The sequence below is a fragment of the Enterococcus sp. ZJ1622 genome (assembly GCF_011038845.1).
In the GTDB taxonomy this organism is placed as follows: domain Bacteria; phylum Bacillota; class Bacilli; order Lactobacillales; family Enterococcaceae; genus Enterococcus_B.
In genome coordinates, this window is the sequence record NZ_JAAKDW010000002.1 from 157131 (window position 1) to 181891 (window position 24761).

24 protein-coding genes are annotated in these 24761 nt (G+C 42.5%); 22 read left to right on the forward strand and 2 right to left on the reverse strand.

From position 1 onward, the window contains the following. The first annotated feature begins 86 nt into the window (after positions 1-86). From prfB to G7Y42_RS02665, 21 genes are all read left to right on the forward strand, one after another. A protein-coding gene (prfB, locus tag G7Y42_RS02565; protein WP_206215429.1) for a peptide chain release factor 2 occupies positions 87-1188 on the forward strand; the annotation gives its coding sequence in 2 pieces (ribosomal slippage) (positions 87-158 and positions 160-1188; 1101 coding nt in all). 113 nt (positions 1189-1301) lie between these two features. Then, on the forward strand, positions 1302-1988 hold the full coding sequence (gene ftsE, locus G7Y42_RS02570) for a cell division ATP-binding protein FtsE (RefSeq protein ID WP_165003611.1): 687 nt from the start codon (positions 1302-1304) through the stop codon (positions 1986-1988). Beyond that, complete coding sequence (ftsX, locus tag G7Y42_RS02575; RefSeq protein ID WP_165003609.1) at positions 1981-2865, forward strand: permease-like cell division protein FtsX; 885 nt, start codon at positions 1981-1983, stop codon at positions 2863-2865. The genes ftsE and ftsX overlap by 8 nt, the downstream gene beginning before the upstream one ends. Positions 2866-3059: 194 nt before the next feature. Further along, positions 3060-4508 (forward strand): cardiolipin synthase, encoded by a 1449-nt coding sequence (gene cls, locus G7Y42_RS02580; RefSeq protein ID WP_165003607.1) that lies wholly within the window; start codon positions 3060-3062, stop codon positions 4506-4508. Positions 4509-4851: 343 nt separating this feature from the next. Beyond that, positions 4852-5709 carry a phosphate ABC transporter substrate-binding protein PstS gene (locus G7Y42_RS02585; protein ID WP_165003605.1) on the forward strand — a complete coding sequence of 286 codons (858 nt, stop codon included), beginning with the start codon at positions 4852-4854 and terminating at the stop codon, positions 5707-5709. 114 nt (positions 5710-5823) lie between these two features. After that, positions 5824-6744, forward strand: a complete 921-nt coding sequence (gene pstC / locus G7Y42_RS02590) for a phosphate ABC transporter permease subunit PstC (RefSeq protein ID WP_165003603.1) — start codon at positions 5824-5826, stop codon at positions 6742-6744. Next, positions 6744-7628, forward strand: a complete 885-nt coding sequence (gene pstA / locus G7Y42_RS02595; RefSeq protein ID WP_165003601.1) for a phosphate ABC transporter permease PstA — start codon at positions 6744-6746, stop codon at positions 7626-7628. The genes pstC and pstA overlap by 1 nt, the downstream gene beginning before the upstream one ends. A 14-nt stretch (positions 7629-7642) precedes the next feature. Beyond that, a complete protein-coding gene (gene pstB, locus G7Y42_RS02600) occupies positions 7643-8449 on the forward strand; it encodes a phosphate ABC transporter ATP-binding protein PstB (protein ID WP_165003599.1) in 807 nt (268 codons plus the stop codon). 15 nt (positions 8450-8464) lie between these two features. Further along, on the forward strand, positions 8465-9223 hold the full coding sequence (pstB, locus tag G7Y42_RS02605) for a phosphate ABC transporter ATP-binding protein PstB (RefSeq protein ID WP_165003597.1): 759 nt from the start codon (positions 8465-8467) through the stop codon (positions 9221-9223). 12 nt (positions 9224-9235) lie between these two features. Continuing rightward, complete coding sequence (gene phoU / locus G7Y42_RS02610) at positions 9236-9913, forward strand: phosphate signaling complex protein PhoU (protein ID WP_165003595.1); 678 nt, start codon at positions 9236-9238, stop codon at positions 9911-9913. Between the two features lie 452 nt (positions 9914-10365). Beyond that, the gene (locus G7Y42_RS02615) at positions 10366-11058 is read left to right on the forward strand and encodes a YibE/F family protein (RefSeq protein WP_346773679.1); all 693 of its coding nucleotides are present in this window, start codon (positions 10366-10368) and stop codon (positions 11056-11058) included. Beyond that, positions 11055-11837, forward strand: coding sequence for a YibE/F family protein (locus tag G7Y42_RS02620; RefSeq protein ID WP_165003590.1), 783 nt, complete (start codon positions 11055-11057; stop codon positions 11835-11837). Before G7Y42_RS02615 ends, G7Y42_RS02620 begins: the two co-directional genes overlap by 4 nt. A gap of 86 nt (positions 11838-11923) precedes the next feature. Beyond that, the gene (gene liaX / locus G7Y42_RS02625) at positions 11924-13495 is read left to right on the forward strand and encodes a daptomycin-sensing surface protein LiaX (RefSeq protein ID WP_165003588.1); all 1572 of its coding nucleotides are present in this window, start codon (positions 11924-11926) and stop codon (positions 13493-13495) included. Between the two features lie 202 nt (positions 13496-13697). Next, complete coding sequence (locus tag G7Y42_RS02630) at positions 13698-14006, forward strand: PspC domain-containing protein (protein ID WP_206215428.1); 309 nt, start codon at positions 13698-13700, stop codon at positions 14004-14006. Then, positions 14006-14356 carry a phage holin family protein gene (locus tag G7Y42_RS02635; RefSeq protein WP_165003587.1) on the forward strand — a complete coding sequence of 117 codons (351 nt, stop codon included), beginning with the start codon at positions 14006-14008 and terminating at the stop codon, positions 14354-14356. Before G7Y42_RS02630 ends, G7Y42_RS02635 begins: the two co-directional genes overlap by 1 nt. Before the next feature lie 197 nt (positions 14357-14553). Beyond that, a complete protein-coding gene (hprK, locus tag G7Y42_RS02640; RefSeq protein ID WP_165003585.1) occupies positions 14554-15492 on the forward strand; it encodes an HPr(Ser) kinase/phosphatase in 939 nt (312 codons plus the stop codon). Between the two features lie 14 nt (positions 15493-15506). Further along, complete coding sequence (gene lgt, locus G7Y42_RS02645; protein ID WP_165003583.1) at positions 15507-16337, forward strand: prolipoprotein diacylglyceryl transferase; 831 nt, start codon at positions 15507-15509, stop codon at positions 16335-16337. A gap of 42 nt (positions 16338-16379) precedes the next feature. Then, the gene (locus G7Y42_RS02650) at positions 16380-17405 is read left to right on the forward strand and encodes an NAD(P)H-dependent glycerol-3-phosphate dehydrogenase (RefSeq protein WP_165003581.1); all 1026 of its coding nucleotides are present in this window, start codon (positions 16380-16382) and stop codon (positions 17403-17405) included. Positions 17406-17417: 12 nt separating this feature from the next. Next, the gene (gene galU, locus G7Y42_RS02655) at positions 17418-18353 is read left to right on the forward strand and encodes a UTP--glucose-1-phosphate uridylyltransferase GalU (RefSeq protein WP_165003579.1); all 936 of its coding nucleotides are present in this window, start codon (positions 17418-17420) and stop codon (positions 18351-18353) included. Positions 18354-18487: 134 nt separating this feature from the next. Continuing rightward, positions 18488-18928, forward strand: a complete 441-nt coding sequence (locus tag G7Y42_RS02660; protein ID WP_165003577.1) for a DUF948 domain-containing protein — start codon at positions 18488-18490, stop codon at positions 18926-18928. 2 nt (positions 18929-18930) lie between these two features. Further along, complete coding sequence (locus tag G7Y42_RS02665; protein ID WP_165003575.1) at positions 18931-19533, forward strand: YtxH domain-containing protein; 603 nt, start codon at positions 18931-18933, stop codon at positions 19531-19533. A 104-nt stretch (positions 19534-19637) separates the two neighbouring features. Here G7Y42_RS02665 and G7Y42_RS02670 read toward each other — a convergent pair whose 3' ends face one another. Next, positions 19638-20741 carry a Xaa-Pro peptidase family protein gene (locus G7Y42_RS02670; protein WP_165003573.1) on the reverse strand — a complete coding sequence of 368 codons (1104 nt, stop codon included), beginning with the start codon at positions 20739-20741 and terminating at the stop codon, positions 19638-19640. A gap of 209 nt (positions 20742-20950) precedes the next feature. Here G7Y42_RS02670 and ccpA point away from each other — a divergent pair, with 209 nt between their 5' ends. Continuing rightward, positions 20951-21952: a catabolite control protein A gene (ccpA, locus tag G7Y42_RS02675; protein ID WP_165003571.1), complete on the forward strand. Its 1002-nt coding sequence runs from the start codon at positions 20951-20953 to the stop codon at positions 21950-21952. A 262-nt stretch (positions 21953-22214) separates the two neighbouring features. On the opposite strand, the gene G7Y42_RS02680 is transcribed toward ccpA, so the two are convergent. Then, positions 22215-24560 carry a transglycosylase domain-containing protein gene (locus G7Y42_RS02680; RefSeq protein ID WP_165003569.1) on the reverse strand — a complete coding sequence of 782 codons (2346 nt, stop codon included), beginning with the start codon at positions 24558-24560 and terminating at the stop codon, positions 22215-22217. Positions 24561-24761: the final 201 nt, after the last annotated feature.

Here is a 24761-nt window from a genome sequence, read left to right on the forward strand (position 1 = left end):
GAATTTGTCTCACCTTCTTTCTGTTATCGAAAGATTCTGGTAGACTAAGAAATAAAACAAGAGATTGAAGAAAGAAGGATACGTATATGGAAATTTCTGAAATACGCAATCTGCTAGCAGAGATGCAGGAAAAGGTCACAAGTTTCAGGAGGTCTCTTTGACTTAGACCAGCTGGAAGAAGACATTGCAGAAGCAGAATCAAAAATGGCTGAGCCAGGATTCTGGGACAATAGTGAAACTGCGCAGAAAGTCATCAATGAAAACAATGCGAACAAAGAGACGTACGATCAATTCCATTCATTAGCTGAAGAACTGGAAGAATTGGAATTGATGGTCGAAATGCTGCAAGAAGAACCAGATGCAGAAATGCAGGAAGAAACAGAAGCCCGCATTCAAGCACTGGATGAAAAAATGAAAGCTTATGAATTATCGATGCTTTTAGATGGACCGTATGACCGGAACAATGCAATCGTAGAACTGCATCCGGGAGCAGGCGGGACAGAGTCACAGGACTGGGGAAGTATGCTTTTGCGCATGTATACACGTTGGGCAGAACAGCATGGCTATCAAGTAGAGACTTTAGATTACCAGGCAGGCGATGAAGCTGGTATCAAGAGCGTGACTTTGCTGATCAAAGGGCACAATGCATTCGGTTATCTGAAATCAGAGAAGGGCGTCCATCGCTTGGTCAGAATCTCGCCATTTGATTCCGCCAAACGACGTCATACTTCGTTTTGTTCCGTCGATGTCATGCCGGAACTTGATGAAACGATCGATATCGAAATCAATCCGGACGATTTGAAAATCGACACCTATCGAGCAAGTGGGGCAGGAGGTCAGCATATCAATAAAACGGAATCAGCTGTCCGAATCACTCACTTGCCAACTGGAACAGTCGTAGCTAGCCAAGCCCAGCGTTCACAATTGAAGAACCGGGAACAGGCGATGGGGATGCTGAAAGCCAAACTCTATCAATTAGAGGTAGAGAAAAAAGAACAAGAAGCTGCTGCGCTTCGAGGAGAACAAAAAGAAATCGGCTGGGGCTCTCAAATCCGATCCTATGTTTTCCACCCTTATTCAATGGTCAAAGATCATCGGACGAACGTAGAGACAGGGAATGTTCAAGCAGTGATGGACGGTGACTTGGATCTGTTTATCGATGGCTATCTGAAAATGCATCTTCAATGATCTTCACAAGGATTTATATGTGAATTGAAATGAAATTGTAAGATTTTGAAAGCAAGATGAAACATTGCCATGCTATAATGGCTAAAGACTGAAAAAGATATGGAGAGAACGCCATGATTGAAATGAAGGATGTAATGAAAAAGTACTCCAATGGTACGACCGCGATCCGAAATCTCTCGATCCTGATCGAACAAGGGGAATTCGTCTATGTAGTCGGGCCTTCTGGAGCTGGTAAGTCTACATTCATCAAGTTGATGTATCGAGAAGAAAAAGCTTCGAAAGGAACCTTGAACGTCGCCGGCCATGATTTAATGACAATCAAAAACCGCGAAGTCCCTTATTTGCGCAGAGAAGTCGGTGTGGTGTTCCAGGATTATAAATTATTACCTAGAAAAACTGTTTATGAAAATGTCGCGTATGCGATGCAAGTAATCGGTAGAAAACCGCGTGATATCAAAAAACGGGTAATGGAAGTATTGGATTTGGTTGGTTTGAAACATAAAGTACGGGTATTCCCAGGTGAGTTATCTGGTGGGGAACAGCAACGTGTTTCGATCGCTCGTGCTATCGTGAATACGCCAAAAGTACTGATCGCTGATGAGCCTACTGGAAATCTAGATCCCGAAAATTCTTGGGAAATCATGAAATTACTGGATCGGATCAACGCACAAGGGACGACTGTCGTGATGGCTACACATAACAGCACGATCGTGAATACCATTCGTCACCGGGTAATCGCCATTGAGAATGGCCGGATTATTCGAGATCAAGCGGAAGGGGAATACGGATACGATGATTAGAACCTTTTTCCGTCACTTATTAGAAAGTATCAAAAGTCTGAAGCGTAACGGCTGGATGACCATCGCTTCTGTCAGTGCGGTCACGATCACGCTGACTTTAGTCGGAGTATTCATGGCAGTGATCATGAATGCAACAAAATTAGCACAAGATATCGAAGGAAACGTGGATGTTTCTGTTTTCGTCGACATCGGTACGAAAGAAAAAGATGTGAAGAATCTAGAAAAAGAACTGAAAGAACTTAAGCATGTGAAACAGGTCAGATTCTCCAGCAAAGATCAGGAGCTTAAAAAGATCCAAGATGAAATGGGCGATTCCTGGTCTCTATTTGAAGGAGACAACAATCCTCTATATGATGTCTATGTTGTCAGTGCAACAGATCCGTCCTACACAAAAGAAATCTCTGAAGAAGCAGCTAAACTAAGCAATGTTTCTCGTTCGGATTATGGCGGCACTTCTTCCGACCGTATCTTCCAATTGGCAGGTGCTGTTCGTACATGGGGATTAGCTGCAGCTGCTTTATTATTATTTATTGCTATGTTCCTGATTTCAAATACGATCCGTATCACGATCTTATCTCGGCAACGAGAAATCCAGATCATGCGTCTGGTAGGGGCCAAAAATGGGTATATCCGCTGGCCTTTCTTCCTAGAAGGTGGTTGGATCGGTTTACTTGGTGCAATCATACCAGCGTTGATCATGACATTCGGTTATCGTGAATTTTTCCAATTGATCAATCCGTCATTGCTGCGATCTCATTATTCATTGATCCAGCCTTCAGACATTATCTGGAAAATCAATCTGCTGATGACTGGGATCGGCGTGATCATCGGTTCATTGGGTTCAATTATTTCTATGAGACGATTTTTGAAATTCTAAAGAATAGTGAAAAAGTTGTCCTGTATCATGTATCACGCACAGGCAAGCTTTGGAACACTAGTAGTCAATTTCTAGAGACTGGGAGGTTTTTTATCCTAGTCTCTTTTTTGTTTGCCGTCGGAATAATACTTTTTCTTTACTTTAAAAAACAACTTCGTTATCCTTAAGTAGTTAGAAAACGAAGAGGTGAAGCCATGGGAGTTATTGTTGATAATCTCTTTACCATCATTTTGATTACGAATATCCTGCTTTCGATAATCATCGTGTTTCGGGAGAGAAGAGAGACGGCACAGACATGGGCTTGGTTGTTGGTCTTGATGTTCATACCGGTTTTAGGATTCATCCTCTATATTTTTTTTGGCAGAGGTATCTCAAAAGACAAGATTTTTGATTTGAGGATCCAAGGAAAGATCGGGAAAAACCTGGAGATCGAAGAAGATAAACAAGCATTGATCAGAGGACTGTATCCGCATCCGCCAACTGGTCAAGTAGATGTGAAACAATTGATTTATATGCTGACAGTATTTGAAAGCACGCTATATACAACTAAAAATGAGATCACTTTATTTACAGACGGTCGGGAAAAATTTGATGCCCTGATCGCTGATATCAAAAAAGCAGAAGATCATATCCATCTGCAGTATTATATTTACCGCAGCGATGAGTTAGGGATCGAAGTACGAGAAGCATTGGTCGAAGCAGCGAACCGTGGCGTCAAAGTAAGGGTGTTGCTAGATGCTTGGGGATCTACGCAGGTTTCTAGTAAATTTTTTCGAGAATTAAAAAAAGCTGGAGGGGAAGTGGCCTTCTTCTTTCCATTATTCGTGCCTTACATCAATCCGAGGATCAATTATCGGAACCATCGGAAAATCGTGGTCATCGACGGCAAAATCGGCTATACAGGCGGATTCAATATTGGGAACGAATACTTAGGTCAAGTGAAGAAATTCGGTTATTGGCGGGACAATCATCTGAGGATTCATGGAGAAGCTGTGTATACATTGCAAAATCGATTTTTGATGGATTGGAACTCACAGCATACAAAAGAAGTGAATTATTCTCCGAAATTCTTCCCGGCGATAGGATCTGTCGGACAAATGGCAGTACAAATCGTGACAAGTGGTCCAGATTCTGAACATGAGCAGATCAAGATGACTTATCTGAAAATGATCTCATTAGCCAAACGAGAGATCCTCATCCAAACGCCTTATTATATTCCTGATGGTTCGATCCATGAAGCGCTGAAACTAGCCTTGCTTTCTGGTGTGAAGGTCCACATCCAAATCCCAAATAAACCAGACCACCTTTTAGTTTATTGGGCTACGTATTCGTTTGCGGCGGAGCTGATCCAATATGGGGCGATTATCGAAACCTATGAGAATGGCTTTATGCACGCGAAAACGATGGTCATTGATGGCGGGATCGTTTCCGTTGGCTCGGCAAATATCGATGTTCGATCTTTCCGATTGGATTTTGAGGTCAATACTTTGATTTATGATGTACGGATGGCAACTCGTGTGAGAAAGGCCTTTTTTGAAGATTCAAAAGTCTCTAAACGCTTGACTGAAGAGATATATGAGAATAGAGGGACTTTGATCAAGCTGAAAGAGGGATTCGCACGATTGATCTCCCCATTATTATAAAATATACAAAAAGGACGTGAAACCGGCGCCGTAACAGCGCTGCTTCTCGTCCTTTTTTATCGGGGCCATTTCTGGATAAATTGACAGAAATGGAGAAAGCGTCTCGCGTGAGCGAAATTAACTTTGGGGTATTTCTTGTTTTTTGGGGAAAGCAAGAAATAAGCTAATCTATGCTTAATCGAGGAGACACATTTCAAAGCCAGTATAGCATAGTTAAGTTTAATGAGATAGTCTTTTTTTTATTTTGTACCGATTTATTTTGTTATTTAATAAATTTGATTCGTTTTCAATAGATAGCGAAAATGTTAAAATAAACTTACTTTAGGATTAAAGGAGATTTCTAATGAAAAAATTAAAACTATTCTTACCAATAATGGGATTAGCGATTCTTTTGTCAGGCTGTTCCAAGTGGATCGACCGTGGCGAATCCATCACTGCAGTCGGATCATCCGCATTGCAGCCTTTGGTAGAAACAGTCGCTGAAACCTATCAGACAGAAAATCCCGGCAAGTTTATCAATGTGCAGGGTGGCGGAAGCGGTACAGGGTTGTCACAAGTACAGTCAGGGGCTGTCGATATTGGTAATTCCGATTTGTTCGCAGAAGAAAAATCAGGAATCGATGCTTCAGCACTGGTCGATCATCGAGTAGCAGTCGTTGGAATCACGCCAATCGTCAACAAAGAGATTGGTGTAACAGATATTTCGATGGAGAATCTCAAGAAACTATTCACAGGTGAAATCAAAAACTGGCGAGAATTAGGCGGAAAAGATCAGCCAGTGGTTATTTTAAATCGGGCATCAGGAAGCGGGACACGAAGCACATTCGAAAAATGGGTGTTGGACGGGGAAAAAGCGGTCCAAGCACAAGAACAAGATTCAAGCGGGATGGTTCGTCAAATCGTCGCTGATACACCTGGAGCCATCAGCTATGTCGCTTTTTCATACGTGACAGATGACGTAGCTACACTCAAGGTCAACGGAGTAGAGCCAACAGATGAGAACGTAACGACGAATAAGTGGACGATCTGGGCGTATGAGCATATGTACACGAGAGATCATCCCAAAGAATTAACAAAAGAATTTCTAGAATATATCTTATCTGACGATGTCCAAAACAACATTGTCGGTGAATTGGGCTATATCCCTGTTTCTCAAATGAAAGTCGAGCGCGATTGGGAAGGGAATATCGTTAACGAGTAATCTTTACACAAAATTTACAAACTTAGCATAAGTTTTACATGTTATTAAAACCAAATTGATGTTCACTTTGTACACTGAGTAAGTATGTTAGACCTGACTAGGGGGGAATCATCTGTGGAAGATGTGAAGAAAGCATTATTAACAAAATCAAAACGTTCAAAAATGGAACAGCGCGGAAAATTTGTCAGTTTTTTGTGTATCGCGCTTATCGTTTTAGTTGTTTTGGCGATTTTCTATTTTGTTGCGAGTAAAGGTTTAGCGACCTTTTTTGTCGATAAAATAAATGTATTCGACTTTTTATTCGGTACGGAATGGAATCCGAGCCAAATCGGCGCAAACGGCAAACCAATGGTCGGTGCGCTTCCGATGATCGCCGGTTCATTCATCGTTACTTTTTTATCAGCGATCGTTGCTACGCCATTTGCTGTGGGAGCGGCAGTGTTCATGACTGAGATCTCGCCGAAACACGGGACGAAGATCTTGCAGCCGGTCATCGAACTGCTTGTAGGTATCCCGTCAGTGGTGTATGGATTCATCGGGTTATCCGTGATTGTTCCTTTTGTCCGCAGTATTTTCGGTGGAACGGGGTTCGGGATTTTAGCAGGGACGTTCGTTTTGTTCGTCATGATTTTACCAACTGTGACGACGATGACGGTCGATGCGTTGAAGGCCGTGCCGCGCCATTATCGCGAAGCTTCATTGGCACTAGGCGCAACAAGGTGGCAAACGATCTACAAAGTCGTCTTGCGGGCCGCAGTTCCTGGTATCCTGACGGCTGTTGTTTTCGGAATGGCACGTGCTTTCGGTGAAGCTTTGGCGATCCAAATGGTGATCGGTAACGCTGCATTGATGCCTTCAGGGTTAACAACACCAGCTTCGACATTGACGTCTATTTTGACGATGGGAATAGGGAATACGATCATGGGGACTGTCGAGAATAACGTGTTATGGTCATTAGCGCTGATCCTTCTGCTGATGTCCTTGTTCTTCAACATTGTGATCCGAATGATCGGTAAGAAAGGAGCTCTGAAATAATGAATGCAAAACGCTCTGATAAAATCGCTACAGGAATCCTTTATACGATTTCCGGTATTATAGTTTTGATCTTGGCAGCACTGCTGCTTTATATCCTTGTTCGAGGAGTTCCCCATATTTCATGGTCCTTCTTGACTGAACCATCGAAAGCTTACCAGACAGGTGGCGGGATCGGTATCCAGCTCTTCAACTCGATCTATCTGCTGCTGATCACGATGATCATCAGCTTTCCTCTTTCATTAGGAGCAGGGATCTATCTCTCGGAATATGCAGGTAAGAATTGGCTGACAGATGTGATCCGTACATCGATTGAAATCTTGAGCTCTCTACCTTCTGTGGTAGTCGGTCTATTCGGTTTTTTGGTGTTCGTCATCCAGTTCCAATACGGATTCTCGATCATCTCTGGTGCATTGGCACTGACAGTATTCAATTTGCCGCTATTGACGAGAACGATAGAAGAATCTTTACAAGCGGTCCATTACACACAGCGTGAAGCAGGTTTGGCTTTAGGACTATCACGCTGGGAAACAGTGATCCGAGTGGTCGTACCAGAAGCGACACCGGGAATCTTAACAGGTGTGATCTTGAGTTCTGGAAGAATTTTCGGTGAGGCAGCTGCACTGATTTATACAGCAGGACAAAGTGCGCCGGCGCTTGATTTCAGCAATTGGAATCCGCTTAGTGTTTCCAGCCCGATCAGTATTTTCCGACAAGCTGAAACCTTAGCTGTCCATATCTGGAAAGTGAACACGGAAGGAACGATGCCAGATGGTGTTTCCGTATCGGCAGGTGCATCAGCTGTTCTGATCATTGCAGTGCTGCTGTTCAATTTCGGCGCACGCGCAATCGGGAAACGTCTGTACCGTAAAATGACTTCAGCCTAAGGAGAAGAAGTAAAATGAAAGAATATAACTGGAATGAAACGAATGTCATCACCATGCCAAAAGAAAAAGAAATCGCTTTGTATACCGATGACTTACATGTCTGGTATGGCGATAATGAAGCAATCAAAGGCGTGGACTTGGAATTTGAAAAGAACAAAATCACGGCATTGATCGGTCCTTCTGGCTGCGGGAAATCGACTTACTTGCGTTCATTGAATCGAATGAACGATGGCATAGCCAATACCAAAGTGACAGGGAAGATCATGTATAAAGATGTCGACATCAATGCGCCGCAAGTCGACGTGTATGAAATGCGCAAACGGATCGGGATGGTGTTCCAACGTCCGAACCCATTCAGCAAATCCATTTATGAAAATATCACATTTGCATTGAAGCAGCATGGAGAAAGAGACAAGAAGAAACTCGATGAAATCGTCGAAACGAGCTTGAAGCAAGCCGCATTATGGGATCAGGTAAAAGACAGCCTGGACAAAAGTGCACTTGCTTTATCTGGTGGACAGCAGCAGCGGCTTTGTATTGCACGCGCGATCGCAATGAAGCCTGATATCTTACTCTTGGATGAACCAGCAAGCGCATTGGACCCGATCTCGACTGGGACGGTCGAAGAAACACTAGTGAATCTGAAAGAAGATTATACGATCATCATTGTGACGCATAACATGCAACAAGCAGCCCGTATCAGTGATTACACAGCATTTTTCTATCTAGGGAAAGTCATGGAATACGACAAAACAAACAAGATATTTACCAGACCAAAAATTCAGGCAACCGAAGATTATGTGTCCGGTCATTTTGGTTAAAACGGAGGCCTCAATATGACAAAAGAAATTATTTCATCCAAAGATCTTCACTTATATTATGGGAAAAAGGAAGCATTGAAAGGGGTGGATCTCAGTTTCAATCAGGGAGAAATCACGGCGATGATCGGTCCATCCGGCTGCGGAAAGTCAACTTATCTGCGCTCGTTGAACCGAATGAACGATTTGATCCCGAATGTCACGATCACGGGGAGCGTCTTATATAAAGGTAAAGACATCTACGGACCTAAAACAGATATCGTAGAGCTTCGCAAAGAAATCGGCATGGTGTTCCAGCAGCCGAATCCTTTCCCATTTTCCATTTACGAAAACGTGATTTACGGATTGAAGCTGAAAGGCGAAAAAGATAAAAAAGTATTGGACCAAGTAGTAGAAGAAAGCTTGAAAGCTGCCTCTGTCTGGGACGATGTAAAGGATAAATTGCATAAAAGCGCGTTGTCTCTTTCTGGCGGACAGCAGCAACGCGTATGTATCGCTCGCGTTTTGGCCGTAAATCCCGAGATTATCTTGCTGGATGAACCGACAAGTGCGTTGGACCCAGTTTCTACAGGGAAGATCGAAAGCATGCTTTTAGAATTGAGAGAACGCTACACGATGATCATCGTGACACATAATATGTCGCAAGCTTCTCGGATCTCGGATAAAACAGCTTTCTTTTTAGACGGGAACTTGATAGAATTTAATGATACGAAGAAGATTTTTATGAATCCGGAAAAACAAGAAACCGAAGATTATATCTCAGGACGATTTGGATAAGGGGGAATCGAAATGTTGCGGACACAATTTGAAGAAGAATTATTGAATCTTCACAATCAGTTTTATGAAATGGGAATGATGGTGAGCAACGCCGTTCATAAATCTGTACGTTCTTATATCAAGCACGATAAGACAATCGCAAAAGAAGTGATCGAAAATGACGTGAATATCAATGAAATGGAAACACGTCTGGAGAAAAAAAGCTTTGAGATGATCGCGTTGCAACAGCCGGTAACAACAGATTTGCGCATGATCATCACGGTGATGAAAGCAAGTTCTGACTTGGAGAGAATGGCAGACCATGCTGTTTCCGTTGCAAAATCGACCATACGAGTGAAGGGACAGACAAGAATCCCTGAAATCGAAAAAGAAATCTCAGACATGTCAGATTACGTAAAAAAAATGGTAGACAATGTATTAGTTGCGTACGTCAAAACAGACGAAAAAGACGCACGGACAATCGCGAATATGGATCAGCGCGTCAATGATTATTTCAATCGTATCTACAATGCAACGATCCAGAACATGCAGTCGAATCCAGAAACAGTTATAAGTGGAACGGATTATTTGAATGTAGCTAGCTACCTGGAACGCATCGGTGACTATGTCACAAATATTTGCGAGTGGATCGTTTATCTGGCAACTGGGAAAATCACTGAATTAAATACGAACCATAATGAGATTTTCTAAAATCAAGGAGTGCGGCAGACAGATGTCACACTCCTTTTTGTATCATATGACTGGATGTTTCTTCACTAAGGGGTTACTTCTTGAATGGACATTCATTGAAAGGAAGAAGGATGCAGAAAAAAATAACCATAATAATTGCCATGATTCTTGGCTGTCTTCTCGCTTCGTGGGGGATTCAACGCAGTACAGCATGGTATAGTGATCCGATCATGCTCGTCCAGCAAGTAACAGTGGAAGATCATCAGCAGATCATTCACGGGGAAATAATGAATACGGAACAAAAAGGAGAGCGGATCACTTTAGCTGTCCCTTATCAGAAAAATCAAATCAATGTGGCACATGTGAAAGAAAAACAGATGTATCTCATCCAATCCATTGGAGATGAGTGGCAGCTAGGGGCGAAAAAAAATGATGGCTGGCTTTTTTTGGTTACTGCTATGTTTATTGGTCTCTTGTTACTTGTTGGTGGAAGACACGGGGGATTTGTTTTAGGTAGTATGCTAGTCAACATTGCCTTGCTGCTTTTTCTCCTGCATACATTCACGAAGACCACAGGAATCTCTTTGTTAGCGATTATGACTTTCTTTATTATCTCAGCTGTCGTCTTCAGTGTAGTGGCACTTGATGGCTGGAACAAAAGCAGTTTGATAAAAATCACTGCGACGATCACTAGCGTCTTTCTCTCATTTGGTATCTGTTATATTGCAATGGATCTGCTAGAAGACCAGGGACTACGATACGAAGAATTGAATTATCTAACAAGGCCATATCGCTCTGTCTTCTTATCAAGCCTGCTCATTGGCACAGCAGGAGGAACACTAGATACTGTTGTGACTGTTATTGCAACGCTAGAAGAACTAGTCGAAAAACAGCCTGCTATCTCATTGAAACAGCTATGGCTATCTGGTCGGAAAGTAGGTCAGGATGTGATCGGTTCGATGACGAATGTCTTATTGTTTGTGTACATCAGCGGCGCGATCCCTAGTCTCCTGCTTTATTTAGGAAACGGCTGGTCAGTGAAAGAGACGATGGAAGTCCATCTTTCCTTGGAATTGCTGCGGGCGATCATTGGTAGTTTGGGGATCGTCCTTTCGATTCCGATCGCCTTGCTTTGCTTTTTGAGTGTTAGGAGGGGAAAGATATGAATGTCTTGTTTGTTTTAGCCTTAGTGTTAGCAGCAAGTGTCTTTATGGTATGCGGTACGCAAGGTTTTTATACGATCTTAGGGATATTTGCAAACATCGGTGTGTTTTTCCTATTAGTCTTTGGCTTCCATCAGCGATGGCCCATTCTCTGGCTGACTGTAGCTGGTTTTCTTGTCATTTCGCTGATCACTCTGTTTTTTGTCAATGGCTGGAATCTGCAGATGCAAGCTGCTTTTATCAGTGTCTTGTTGTTCCTGCTCGTTTTCTTGTGTGTAGTCCCTCTCACAGCTCGTTTTTCGATTCAAGGATTTACAGCCGTTGAATTAGATGAACTCTCACATCTGGATACAACGATCCCGATCGATTTTGGCACATTGAGCCAATCACTGCTGCTGATCAGTTTAAGCGGAGCCGTTTTGGATGCAAGCGTCGCTGTTTCAAGCGGGACGTTTGAAGTATTCCGGCTGAATCCTGATCTTTCTTTTCAGGCATTGGTGCGCTCAAGTCTGACGATTGCAAAGAAAATTTTAGCTTCAACAGTGATTACACTGCTTTTTGCATTTATCGGTAGTACACTTGCTCTTGTCATTTGGTTCATTGACCTAGAACACACCTTTCAGCAGATCATCAATGAAAAAGCTTTTGTGATGGAATATCTCTCAGCTATTCTGACAACGGCTGCTGCTGTCTTGGTTTTGCCGATCACGTCCTTTATTTCATCGTTTGTTTTCACAAGGAGAGGAAAAGCAACCCGAGTTGGAGAGAAAGTTACAACTTAAGTCCTATGACTTTTTTTCAAAAACGGTGCATAATATGGATGTAAGGAAAAGCTTGCAAACAATTTTTGCTTAAGGAGGCAATTTCCATGAAAGAAAGAGAACGTATTTTAGACTTAGTAAAAAAAGGAATCCTTTCGACTGAAGAAGGCTTAGATTTATTAGAAAGCATGGCAACTGAAAAAGACGAAAAACAAATTGCAAAAGAAGCAGACAAGGTAACTGCTAGTCATAAAGAAAAAGACCAGATGAACCAATTGATCGATGACCTGGAAAACGGGACAGAAGATTCGGCATCCGAGACCGTCGATCCAAAGGCAAAAGAAAAAGAAGATCAGGAAAATCTGGAAAGAATCCTAGATGAACTGGCGACCGAAGCGAACAAAACTTCTGCGCGACTTGATGAAGTCAACGCCCGCTTAGCTGAAAATAAAGCTGCACGCAATGAGAAACAGGAAACATTGATGCAGTTGAATACAAAAGAAGAACTAGGCGAGCTTTCAGATGAAGAATTGGAGACACGTCAAGTACTTGAAGCAGAAATCAAAGAATTAGAAGTAGCTGGTGATTCTCTCGTAGAAGAACAATTGAAGCTAGAAGCCGAATTGAAAGACATCCGCAAGAACCAGTGGACAGAGAAAAAAGAAACGTTAGCAGATAAATTCGAACTGCCTGATGACTGGAAAGATCAAGCGACGGATACACTGAATCAAGTCGGTGAAAAAATGTCTGAAGCTGGCTCACAATTAGGTAAATTCTTGAAAAAAACTTTCCAAACTGTCTCAGAAACAGTCAATGACAACATGGAATGGAAAGATGTCAATCTGCGTGTTCCCGGTATCGCTACAACGAAATTCGATCATGAATTTTACTATGATGCGCCTGAAGCCAGCATTATCGACATCAAAGCGGCCAACGGGAATGTGACCTTGAAGACTTGGGAAAGTGAAGACGTCAAAGTCGAAGCGAAAATCAAGCTGTACGGAAAAATGAACGGTGAACCATTCGAGGCATTTTCTGAACGCAGCCAGATTGAAGTGAATGAAGAACGTATTTCCTTCCAGATCCCGAACAAACGGGTACGTGCAGACTTGGTCTTCTATTTGCCAAAACGGATCTATGACCATACAGCGATCAAATTGCTCAATGGGAATATCACGATCGAACAGCTAGAAGCCAAAGATATCTATGCGAAGTCTACGAACGGTAATATCCTCGTGAACCAATTGTCAGCAACCATGCTGGAAATTGAAGGAGTCAACGGGAATATCGATATCCGAAACGGCGACATCCTGGATTCGATCATCGAAACCGTGAATGGTACTGTAACATTCGGCGCAACACCGGAAAATCTTTCTGTGTCACTTGTAAACGGTGATGTTCGGTTGACGATCAAGGAAGACCGCTTGAAGAAGATCGAAGCTAGTTCTGTGAACGGAAATGTCAAAGTCGCTTTGCCTGCCGGAATCGGAATGGAAGGCCATGCGAAAACAAGTCTTGGAAGCATCAATAGCCGGTTATCCGACTACGAGATCGTTCGTGAGAAGAAAGAGCGGACCAATCAAATGCTACAATTCCGCCGTGTATCAGAAAACGGCATCGCACAAATCCAGTTGTCTACAACAACAGGAAACATTTTCTTGAAAGATACAGACAAATAAGTATTCCTAAGAGTCTCGTCTGATTTTTGAACGGTAAGACCACTGGACAGAAAACAGCTTCGCCTGTTTTTGTTCAGTGAGCTTCTTGCCGATAGACAGACAGTAGAACATCATTCAAAAAAGGAACAGAACAGAAGAAGAGTAATAGCGACTATTGTCACAGATTCCTTCTTCATTTAAAATGGTAGAACAGAGGTGAGACATGATGAAAAAAAAGTTGACTAAATCAAATAAAAATATTGTTTTGACGGGGACCCTGGCTGGAATTGGTGAATATCTCGGAATCGATCCTACAGTTATCCGAGTGGTATACGTCTTCCTAAGCTTAGTTGCTTTCGGCAGCCCAATTATTTTATACATTTTCTTAGCTTTGATTATCCCATCTGCGCGTTCTTCACGAACAAACTATGGTCATAACAATGCTTATTATGAAAAAAACAACTACCGGGAACCAACGAAAAAACGTAAGGAAGCGGAAAAAATCGATGACGATGAATGGAGTGACTTCTAATGTCTTACTTCCAGCGTCTCTTCGTCAACGCGTTGACGTTTATTTCGTTAGCTGTCCTTTTCCCTAACATGATCTATGTGAGTAGCATCTGGACAGCTGTGATGGCTAGTTTTGTTTTATCGATATTGAATATGTTCGTGAAACCCATCTTATCGATCCTGTCACTTCCTTTTACATTAGTGACCCTCGGCCTGTTCACTTTTGTGATCAATGCGGCAATTTTAAAAATGACCTCCTTCTTTGTAGGAGCTGATCATTTTGAATTTTCTTCATTTGGTGCTGCTTTATTAGTAGCGATTTTGATGTCTTTAGTCAATGTGATCGTCAGCGAGCATAATAGCCGGAGATAAGGCTCTGCCAACAAAAAAAGCTGTACCCGTTACTGGGTGCAGCTTTTTTTGTTTACTGACTGATAAAAATTCGTGAGAAAAAGGGGTATGTTCATCTAATGATATTTAAATAAAAACGTTTTTTTTAATTGGTAGTACTTTTGGCTAGACAATGATAAAATGGAAGAGAACACTCTAACAGAAATGAGGTAGCACGAATGGCAGAAGTTGTAAAAGTTAGCCAGTTAGTAGAAAAATTATCGCTAGAAATCGTGACCGGTGATGAAAAAAGCTTGGAACGCGTCATTGTCACGGGTGATATTTCGCGTCCCGGTTTGGAATTGACCGGTTATTTTAATTATTACTCACATAACCGACTGCAGTTATTTGGCAGTAAGGAAATCAGTTTTGCCGAGCGCATGATCCCTGAAGAACGCTTGATGATCATGAGAAGATTATGCAGCGAGGATATGCCGGCATTTATCATTTCCAGAGGATTACCGGCACCGGAAGAAATGATCCAAGCAGCCAATGAACACGGAATGGCTGTATTGCGTTCACCCATCTCCACTTCCCGATTACTAGGTGAATTATCCAGTTACCTGGACGGACGTCTGGCACCTCGGACAAGTGTACATGGCGTTTTAGTCGATGTATATGGTCTTGGCGTATTGATCCAAGGAGACAGCGGGATCGGAAAAAGCGAAACAGCGCTTGAACTGATCAAACGAGGACATCGTTTGATCGCAGATGATCGGGTCGATGTCTATCAGCAAGATGAATTGACAGTGATCGGCGAGCCACCAAAAATTCTGGAACATTTGATTGAAATCCGAGGAATCGGGATTATCGATGTCATGAATCTGTTCGGAGCAAGTGCGGTTCGTGGCTCAATGCAAGTCCAGTTAGCAGTTTATCTGGAAGCATGGGCAAAGGACAAAAAATATGATCGCCTAGGTTCGGAAGATACTTCTGTCGAAATCGCAGAAGTCGGAATCCCGCAAATCAAAATCCCAGTGAAAACCGGACGAAACGTAGCTATCATCATCGAAGTTGCCGCTATGAACTTCCGTGCTCGCACGATGGGATTTGATGCGACAAAAACATTTGAAGAAAGACTGAGCCGTCTGATCGAAGAAAACTCAGGAAATCAATAGCAAGGAGTGACAATATGCTAGCACAAGTCAATCGAGTGGCATTCGATCTTTTAGGGATACCGATTTACTGGTATGCCCTGATCATCGTTTCAGGAATCATTATCGCCATGTGGCTCAGCAGTAGAGAAGCCGTTCGAGTCGGCATGAAAGCAGACGATGTGACAGATTTCATGTTGTGGGGCTTACCGATTGCGATTATCGGCGCCCGATTATATTATATTCTTTTTGATCTGCCTCAGTATTTAGCAGATCCAATCCAAGTATTCAATATCCGTTCTGGCGGTTTGGCGATTTACGGCGGGTTGATCGCAGGAGCCATCACGTTGTATTTCTTTACAAAGTATCATTTTATCTCCTTGTGGACTTTTTTGGACATCGCTGCACCCAGCGTGCTTTTAGCTCAAGCAATCGGCCGGTGGGGGAATTTCATGAACCATGAAGCTTATGGTCCAGACACGACAAGAGCTTTCCTGGAAAATCTGCACCTTCCGCAGTTCATTATCGATAATATGTATATCGATGGGATCTATCGGCAGCCAACATTCCTTTATGAATCTGTCTGGAGTTTTATCGGATTTATTTTGCTGATATTGTTGAGGAAAAAACCACATCTTCTGAAAAAAGGCGAAGTCCTTTTAAGCTATCTGCTGTGGTACAGCTTTGGGCGTTTCTTTATTGAGGGACTGCGGACAGATAGCCTGTGGTTCTTAGGAGTCATCCGGATCTCCCAGTTGCTTTCTGCAATCTTGTTTATCGGTACGCTGATCTTGTTTATCTGGCGTAGAAAGAATAAAAAAATACCGGATTATGATCGTTCACTAGGCAGTAATCAATTAATTATCTGATTTTAGAGCGTAAAAAATGAAAAAAACAGCAGGAGTGGTAAAATGAAGTATAGAGTTGCAGTTTTAGGCGCAGGCTCTTGGGGAACTGCCTTGGCGCAAGTACTTGCTGAAAATGGGCATGACGTGCGTCTTTGGGGACACCGAGCTTCTCAAGTAGAAGAGATCAATACCCAACACACCAATCAGCGCTACTTGCCGGATCACCCGCTTCCTGAATCGATCCAAGCCTTCACAGAGATGGAACAAGCAGTGAAAGACACAGATGCAGTATTATTTGTGATCCCGACGAAAGCGATCCGTTCAGTCGCAAAAGAACTGGTTGGAGCATTGAATACCAGACCAGTGATCATTCACGCTAGCAAGGGACTGGAACAGGGAACGCATAAACGGATCTCAGAGATCCTTCTAGAAGAGATTCCTACTGAGAAAAGACAAGCAGTAGCTGTTCTATCAGGTCCGAGTCATGCAGAAGAAGTAGCCAAGCATGATATCACGACGATCACAGCTGCCAGCACGGACCAGAAAGCGGCCAAATTCGTTCAGATGCTGTTCATGAACAGTTATTTCCGTATTTATACGAATCCAGACGTCATAGGCGTAGAACTGGGTGCCGCGTTGAAGAATATCATAGCGATCGGTGCAGGAGCCATCCACGGTTTAGGGTTTGGTGACAATGCAAAAGCGGCGATCATGACTCGCGGACTAGCTGAAATCAGCCGTTTAGGCGTAGCGATGGGCGCTAATCCATTGACATTCATTGGACTAAGCGGAGTAGGCGATCTGATCGTCACCTGTACGAGTATCCATTCTCGTAACTGGCGAGCTGGCAATCTGTTAGGGCAGGGACAATCATTAGAGAAAGTCTTGGCCGAAATGGGCATGGTGGTGGAAGGCGTGAATACGACCCAAGCAGCTATGGAACTGGCTCGAACGATGGACATTGAGATGCCCATCACACAAACTATTTATGAAGTGCTTTATGAGCATAAAGAAATCAGCACAGCAGCAAAAGAAATCATGTTACGTGATGGAAAAAAAGAAAACGAATTTTCATTAACTATTTTTTAAGGAGTGGCACATATGAAAGTAAAAAAAGCAGTAATTCCAGCAGCAGGACTAGGAACAAGATTCTTACCAGCAACAAAAGCGATGGCAAAGGAAATGTTGCCGATCGTTGATAAACCAACGATCCAATTCATCGTTGAAGAAGCTTTGAATTCTGGGATCGAAGACATTTTGATCGTAACCGGAAAAGCAAAACGTCCGATCGAAGACCATTTTGATTCAAACATCGAGCTAGAAACAAACCTTAGCGAAAAAGGGAAAACGGAATTATTGAAACTAGTAGAAGAAACGACAGATGTCAATCTTCACTTCATCCGTCAGTCCCATCCTAAAGGGTTAGGACACGCTGTATTACAGGCAAGAGCATTCATCGGGAATGAACCATTCGTCGTGATGCTGGGGGATGATATCATGGAAGACGAAGTCCCATTGACCCAACAGCTGATCAATGACCATGAACGTACGCATGCTTCGACTATCGCTGTGATGCAAGTGCCGCATGAAGAAACATCGAAATACGGGATCATCAATCCTGGAGAAGAATTAGAAGAAGGCTTGTACAACGTAAAAGATTTCGTTGAAAAACCAGACCCAAGCAAAGCACCAAGTGATTTAGCTATTATTGGTCGTTATTTATTGACCCCTGAGATTTTTGATGTGCTAGCAGAACAAAAACCTGGTGCAGGAAACGAAATCCAGTTGACAGATGCCATCGACACATTGAACAAAACGCAACGCGTCTTCGCTCGTAAATTCACTGGGAAACGTTATGACGTCGGCGACAAATTCGGCTTTATGAAAACAAGTATCGAATATGGCTTGACTCATCCGGAAGTCGGTGCACCATTAAGAGAATATATCATGTCTTTAGGAAAAACATTAGAAGCAGACAGCAACAAAGCAGAAAAAAATAGAAATGAATCCCTATTGAAAGAAGAAAAGAAAAAATAATCCTTTTTCCGTACAAAAAAGCTTCAGCTGCTAATCCAAATCGAAAGTAGTTGAAGCTTTTGCTATTTTTTATTTGTTTAAAAAATACGAAAATGCTATTCTTAAAGAAAGAATGACGAGAAGGGAGACTGATCATGACAGGCGGAGAAATTGCAGGATTGATCGCAGCAGTGGCGTTTGCGGTACTCGTTGTTTTTATTGTCCGAGTATTGCTACAAGTATCTAAAACATTAGAGAAAGTAGATCAGACTGTTGCAGAAGCGAACACAACGATTGAGGTCGTGACAAAGGATGTGGATCTTTTATCAAGGCAGGTAGAAGGGCTTTTAGTGAAAAGCAATGATCTGTTGCTTGATATCAATGGCAAAGTAGCAACGATCGATCCATTATTTACAGCAGTAGCAGATTTGAGTGAAAGTGTTTCGGAATTGAATAACTCTAGCAAAAATATCGTGACGAAAGTCGGCGGTATTGGCAAAACAACGGCAAAAGCAACTGTTGCCGGAAAAGTTGGCGGAACAGCAATGAAATTCTTCAAAAACAAAAAACATACTGAAACGACAGGAGGAAAATGATTATGGCTAAAAAAGGTGGATTTTTATTAGGCGCAGTAGTAGGCGGTACCGCAGCAGCAATTGCAGCATTGCTGCTTGCACCAAAATCAGGAAAAGAGTTGCGAGATGAGCTTGCAGCTCAAGCTGATGACTGGATGGACATGGCTTCTGACTATACAGATATGGCAAAAGAAAAATCAGCAGCTTTAACAGATATCGCGAAAGAAAAAGCACAAGATCTTTCTCAGCAAGCAGGTGATTTAGCAGGAAACATGAAGCAAAAAGTCAATGAATCTGCTGAAGAAGCAAAAGATGATTCTGAAGATATCTTGCTGAACCTAAAAGAACAATCGGCTGACTTGTCCGACCGTTTTAAAAAATCAGCAGATGAATTGAAAAAACCTGCAGCTGATCTAGGAGATACAGCCAAAGACACGACAGAAGACATCATGATCGATATCAAGAAATCAGCAGATGAAGCGGGCATCACTGTAAAAGAAGGAATCGACGAAGCCAAACCTTTAGCAGATGATGCCAAAGCAATGGCTGACATGGCAAAAGAAGATGTGAAAGCGGCAAAAGAAGACGTGAAAGATACGTTGACAACACCAACAGAAGATAACTAATCACACTTTCAGCGTCAATGTGAGGAGAATACAAGACAAAAAGGTAAGGAAAGAGTCGAATGACTCTCTTCTTACCTTTTTTTGCGGGAGCGGATAGATCAGATCTATTCTAAGATCAATAATTCTTTAGATGTCGTCGTGAATGGGACGCAGCCGTCACTTGTGACATAGACACAATCCTCGATACGAACACCTACTTGTTCTGGGATATAGATACCAGGTTCAAGTGAGAAGCACATACCTTCTTCGATCACCAAGTCATTTCCTTCGACAAGAGATGGGAATTCATGCACTGTCGTACCGATGCCATGGCCTAAACGGTGATTGAAATATTCGCCGTAACCATAACTATCGATCACATTGCGAGCAATTTGGTCCAGTTCCGCAGCAGTCACGCCGGGACGAACTGCTTCTTGTGCTGCTAGTTGTGCTTCAAGCGTGATATTGTAGATTTTTTCCTGGAATTCTGTTGGTTTTTTGTAAGCAACCGTTCGAGTAGCATCGCTGCAGTATCCATCCCATACAACGCCAAGATCGAACAGAACCAATTCATTCGGTGTCACTTTCGTACTCCCAGGTGTACCATGAGGACTTGCTGCATTTGTCCCTGCAAGGACTAAGGTATCAAAGGACATTTGCGATACCCCTTGTTTTTTCAATTGATATTCGATTTCTGCAATGATCGCTTGTTCAGTTATTCCTTCTTTGACGGCTTGGAAACCAATCTCAAAAGCGACATCTGCCCATTTACCTGCAGCAATCAGTTTGTCTTTTTCTTCCGTTGTTTTGATTAATTGCAGACGCTGGATAACAGAAGTCAAATCAGTGAAAGAATCTGTACCCGTCAAGACATCTGATATGTAGTCGAAACGGTCAACAGTCAACGCATTTTTTTCGATTCCTATATTCCCAGGCTGTCCATAGCGTGCACGGATTTCTTTTCCGATCATTTCCCATGGGTTTTCACTATCGAGATAGCCACGGACGTCGTATGCCCAGCTGCTGTTTTGAGCATCTTCGACTTCTAAAGCTGGTGTAAACAAGAAAGGATCTTGATCAAGGGGAATAAAGAGAGCCAGAACGCGTTCATGCGGGTCACTTTCGTATCCTGAAAAATAAGCAATATGTCCAGGATCACTGATATAAGCAAGATCCACTTGATGCTGAGCCATCCATTCACGTAATTCGTTGATTTTTACGTTATTCATTTGGCATCCTTCTTTCTAAAATATTCTTGTATTCGATAATTGTACCACTTATTTATTAAATTACCAACGTTCTAAAAACTGAAAAAAATAAAAATTTTCATGAAAACGGAGATAAAACGGTTGCATTTGTTGAGATTATTTGATATCCTAATTTAGAAATGTAAGTCGTATTTTCAGAAAACATATAAAATATGAATAGGAGTATACAAATGGAAAAGCAAACAATCACTATCTATGATGTAGCGAGAGAGGCAAATGTTTCGATGGCTACTGTTTCACGTGTCGTCAATGGCAACCCGAATGTCAAACCAGCCACAAGAAAGAAAGTGCTAGAAGTCATCGATCGCTTGGATTACCGTCCGAATGCGGTTGCTCGTGGTCTGGCAAGTAAAAAAACGACAACAGTCGGCGTCATCATCCCAGACGTCAGCAACATGTTCTTTGCTTCATTAGCACGAGGAATCGATGATGTCGCTACAATGTACAAATACAATATCATTTTAGCGAACTCAGACGGCAACGACCAAAAAGAAGTCAACGTGTTGAACAATCTGTTGGCAAAACAAGTGGACGGAGTCATTTTTATGGGACACCATATCACTGACGAAATCCGTGGAGAATTCTCACGTTCAAAAACTCCAGTTGTCTTAGCAGGTTCAATCGATCCGGACGAGCAAGTCGGTAGTGTAAACATCGATTATACCTCTGCAACAAAAGATGCAGTGAATAAATTAGCGAAAAGCGGCAACAAAAAAATCGCTTTTGTCAGCGGCGCACTGATCGATCCAATCAATGGCCAAAATCGTTTGAAAGGCTACAAAGAAGCATTGAACGAGAACAATTTGCCATACAGTGAAGGCCTGATCTTTGAAGCAGAATACAACTTCAAAGATGGATTATCACTTGTTGATCGTATCCATAACAGTGGAGCAACAGCTGTATATGTCTCAGACGATGAATTAGCTATCGGTATTTTAGACGGATTACTGGATCGCGGCGTGAAAGTCCCAGAAGATTTCGAGATCATCACAAGCAACAACTCATTATTGACAGAAGTCGCTCGTCCTCGTTTGACAAGTATCACACAGCCTTTGTATGACTTAGGTGCTGTATCTATGCGTCTATTGACTAAAATGATGAACAAAGAAGAAGTAGAAGAAAAAACGATCATCTTACCTTACGGGATCGAAGAAAAAGGTTCAACTAAATAAGTCTGGCCAATAGCTGACTTATCATGTAAAAAATAGAAGAAAGCAGAGTGGTTTTTTACCGCTCTGCTTTTTTGTGCTGGAAAAGGTATCGGAAGGTGCTTAGCGAAAATTATGTAAATACAAAAACGTATTTTAACAAAAAAATTTAGAGGAGGGATTTCTCTTTTTAGAAGCACATAGCAGGGCTTCGAATATCAGTGTTATGCCTCTAATTCTCCAACTATAAAAAAACCACCCGCGAACACTCGCGGATGGTTGCTTTTTAATCGTCTTTGTCGTCTTCTTTTTTAGTTTCAGGATTTGCTCTTGCATAAGAAGAGGCGGTGTTCCAGTAGTCTTTGTAGTTTTCGTCTGTTCCGCCGACTCCGAACTTAAAGGTGCTTTTTTGCGGGCCATTTTTCGCCCACAATGATTCAACTGATTTTTCCGGTGTTTCGACTGTCTTTTTATCGACTGTGACTTTTCCGGCTGTCTGTCCAGTAAAGGCAGCGACTTTTTTCTTCATCACGTCAGAAGAAAGTTCGAATTTCGCATTCGTGTCAAAAATATCTGGATTTACTTGATAGACCTGATTGATCAGGTTCGCCAGGTAGTTCGCTGATCGGATCCTAGCTTGTGTATCCATTCCTGTATTGTCATCATGGCCAGACCAGCTGCTGATGGTGACAGATGGAGTGGATACGATCAGCCACGAGTCACGATATTCGTTGGTCGATCCAGTCTTACCGACCCAGTCTGCTTTTCCTAAACTGCTGTTCAAGCCTGAGATCACGTCTTTGAATGGCGTCGTGATTTTTTTGTCGATCACACTGCGCATCAGATCATTCATGATAGTGGCTGTTGCTTCGGAATAGATCCGGACAGGTTTGTTTTCATGCTGATAAATGACATTCCCTGCATTGTCAGTAATGGAGTCGATGAGATAGCCTTCTTCGTACACACCTTTGTTTGCTAAAGCTTGGAAGCCGTTTGTCTGTTGCAATGTTGTGACATCGACAGTTCCCAGAGGTGCAGATTCAACGCCCCAGTTGTCGTTGGCTGGATAATTCATTTTGGATAAGTAATTTTCATAGGCATATTGTTTCGAACCGCCTGAATTCAAAACATCCTGATATAAGTGATAAGCCGGGATATTATTCGACCATTCCAGTGATTCACGAACGGTCTGGAAGGTATTGGAACCTTCATTTGTTGCATTCACGATTTTCTCGCCTGCGTTGCTGCCTTCTTGCCAAGTCGTCGCGTAGTCGGAAACACGTGATTCTGAACCGATCAGTCCCATATCGATAGCTGGTCCGTAAACAAGGACTGGCTTGATCGAGGAACCGGCTTGTCTTTCGGTATCAAATGCATGATTGTTCTGGTTTTGTCCGTAATTTCGTCCGCCGACAAAGCCATAGATCCGTCCGGTCTTGTTGTCCATCAGCACATTACCGGTTTCGACCTGCGTACCAGAGCCGTCATCAAGCATGTAGCCGTAGTTTTGAACACCTGCTTGCATAGCGTTGTAAATGTCTTTATCGATCGTAGAATGGATCGTATAGCCTTTGTTTTGGATCGTTTGCTGTGCTCTTTGATAGTAAGCTTCATATGTTTTTGTATCTGTAAGATCTGCATCGTCTTTTTCTGCTAGCTGTTTTGCTACGATCTCAGTCGCTTCGCCCATCACCGTGTAGTACAGGAATTCACGATCGCTTTGCTCTGCGATTTGCTGAGGCAAGAAGTCTTTCGTCAGATCATACGCTTTTGCTTCTTCGTATTGTTCTTTCGTGATTTTCTTTTCTCGATACATGCTGAAGAGAACGAAGTCTTTCCGTTGCAGTCCAGCCGAAAGATCCTCTTTCAATGCGCCTGTATTCGTATAAGGGCTGTACGTGATCGGACTTTGCGGCAGTCCGGCAATAAAGGCTGCTTGAGGCAGCGTGACATCCTTTGCTTCCACACCGAATATACCTCTTGCTGCTTCTTGGACGCCGGCAATATTTTGACCTTTGTTGTTTCGTCCAAATGGAGAAACATTCAAGTACGTAGAAATGATCTCGTCTTTTGAGAAATGTTTTTCGACTTGTGCAGCAAGTACGATTTCATTCGCTTTTCGCTTGAATGTCGTTTCATCTGTCAGGATCTGCTGCTTGACGAGCTGCTGTGTCAATGTGGAACCACCCGAAGAGCCGATACCGGTCGCTTCTGATACAAGTGCACGTAACACAGCTTTAGGGACATATCCCTGATGTTTGTCGAAGTACTCGTCTTCTGTACTGATGATGGCCGTTTTCAATAATGGCGAAATCTGATCAGAGGAAATCGTTGTACGCATCAAGTCTGTTTGGATCTTCGAAATCTCGGTATTATCTGAATAAACAAGTTTAGATGTTTCTGTGATGTTGCCAAGTTCTGTGTCCAGTTCTTTTTTTGAAGGCATTTCGGTATCTTCGACAAGATAAGCGAAATAGCCGGCACCGATACCAGCACCAAGCGCGCCCATCAGCAAAAGAAGGACGAGGACAAACATCGTTAACGATTGAAAAACTCTAAAAACGATTTTAGGTATGAACCATTTTTGTTTTTTCCTTCGTGTTGGTTTTCTTCGAGTATTTTTGCGTGGCAAAAGGGTCACCTCAACTAATGGTTTTATTTCGCTAATTATAGCAAATAATAAAGCAAAAAAATAGCCAAGGCGGTTTTTACGAGGAAATTCTTTGTTTCTCCTCCCTCCAAGAGAAAAAACACTTCTTTTTGTAAAGAAAACCTTAAGCTTTTCTTTGTTCTTCATTTCGGTTAAGATGAGAAGAAGATTGCGTAACGCACC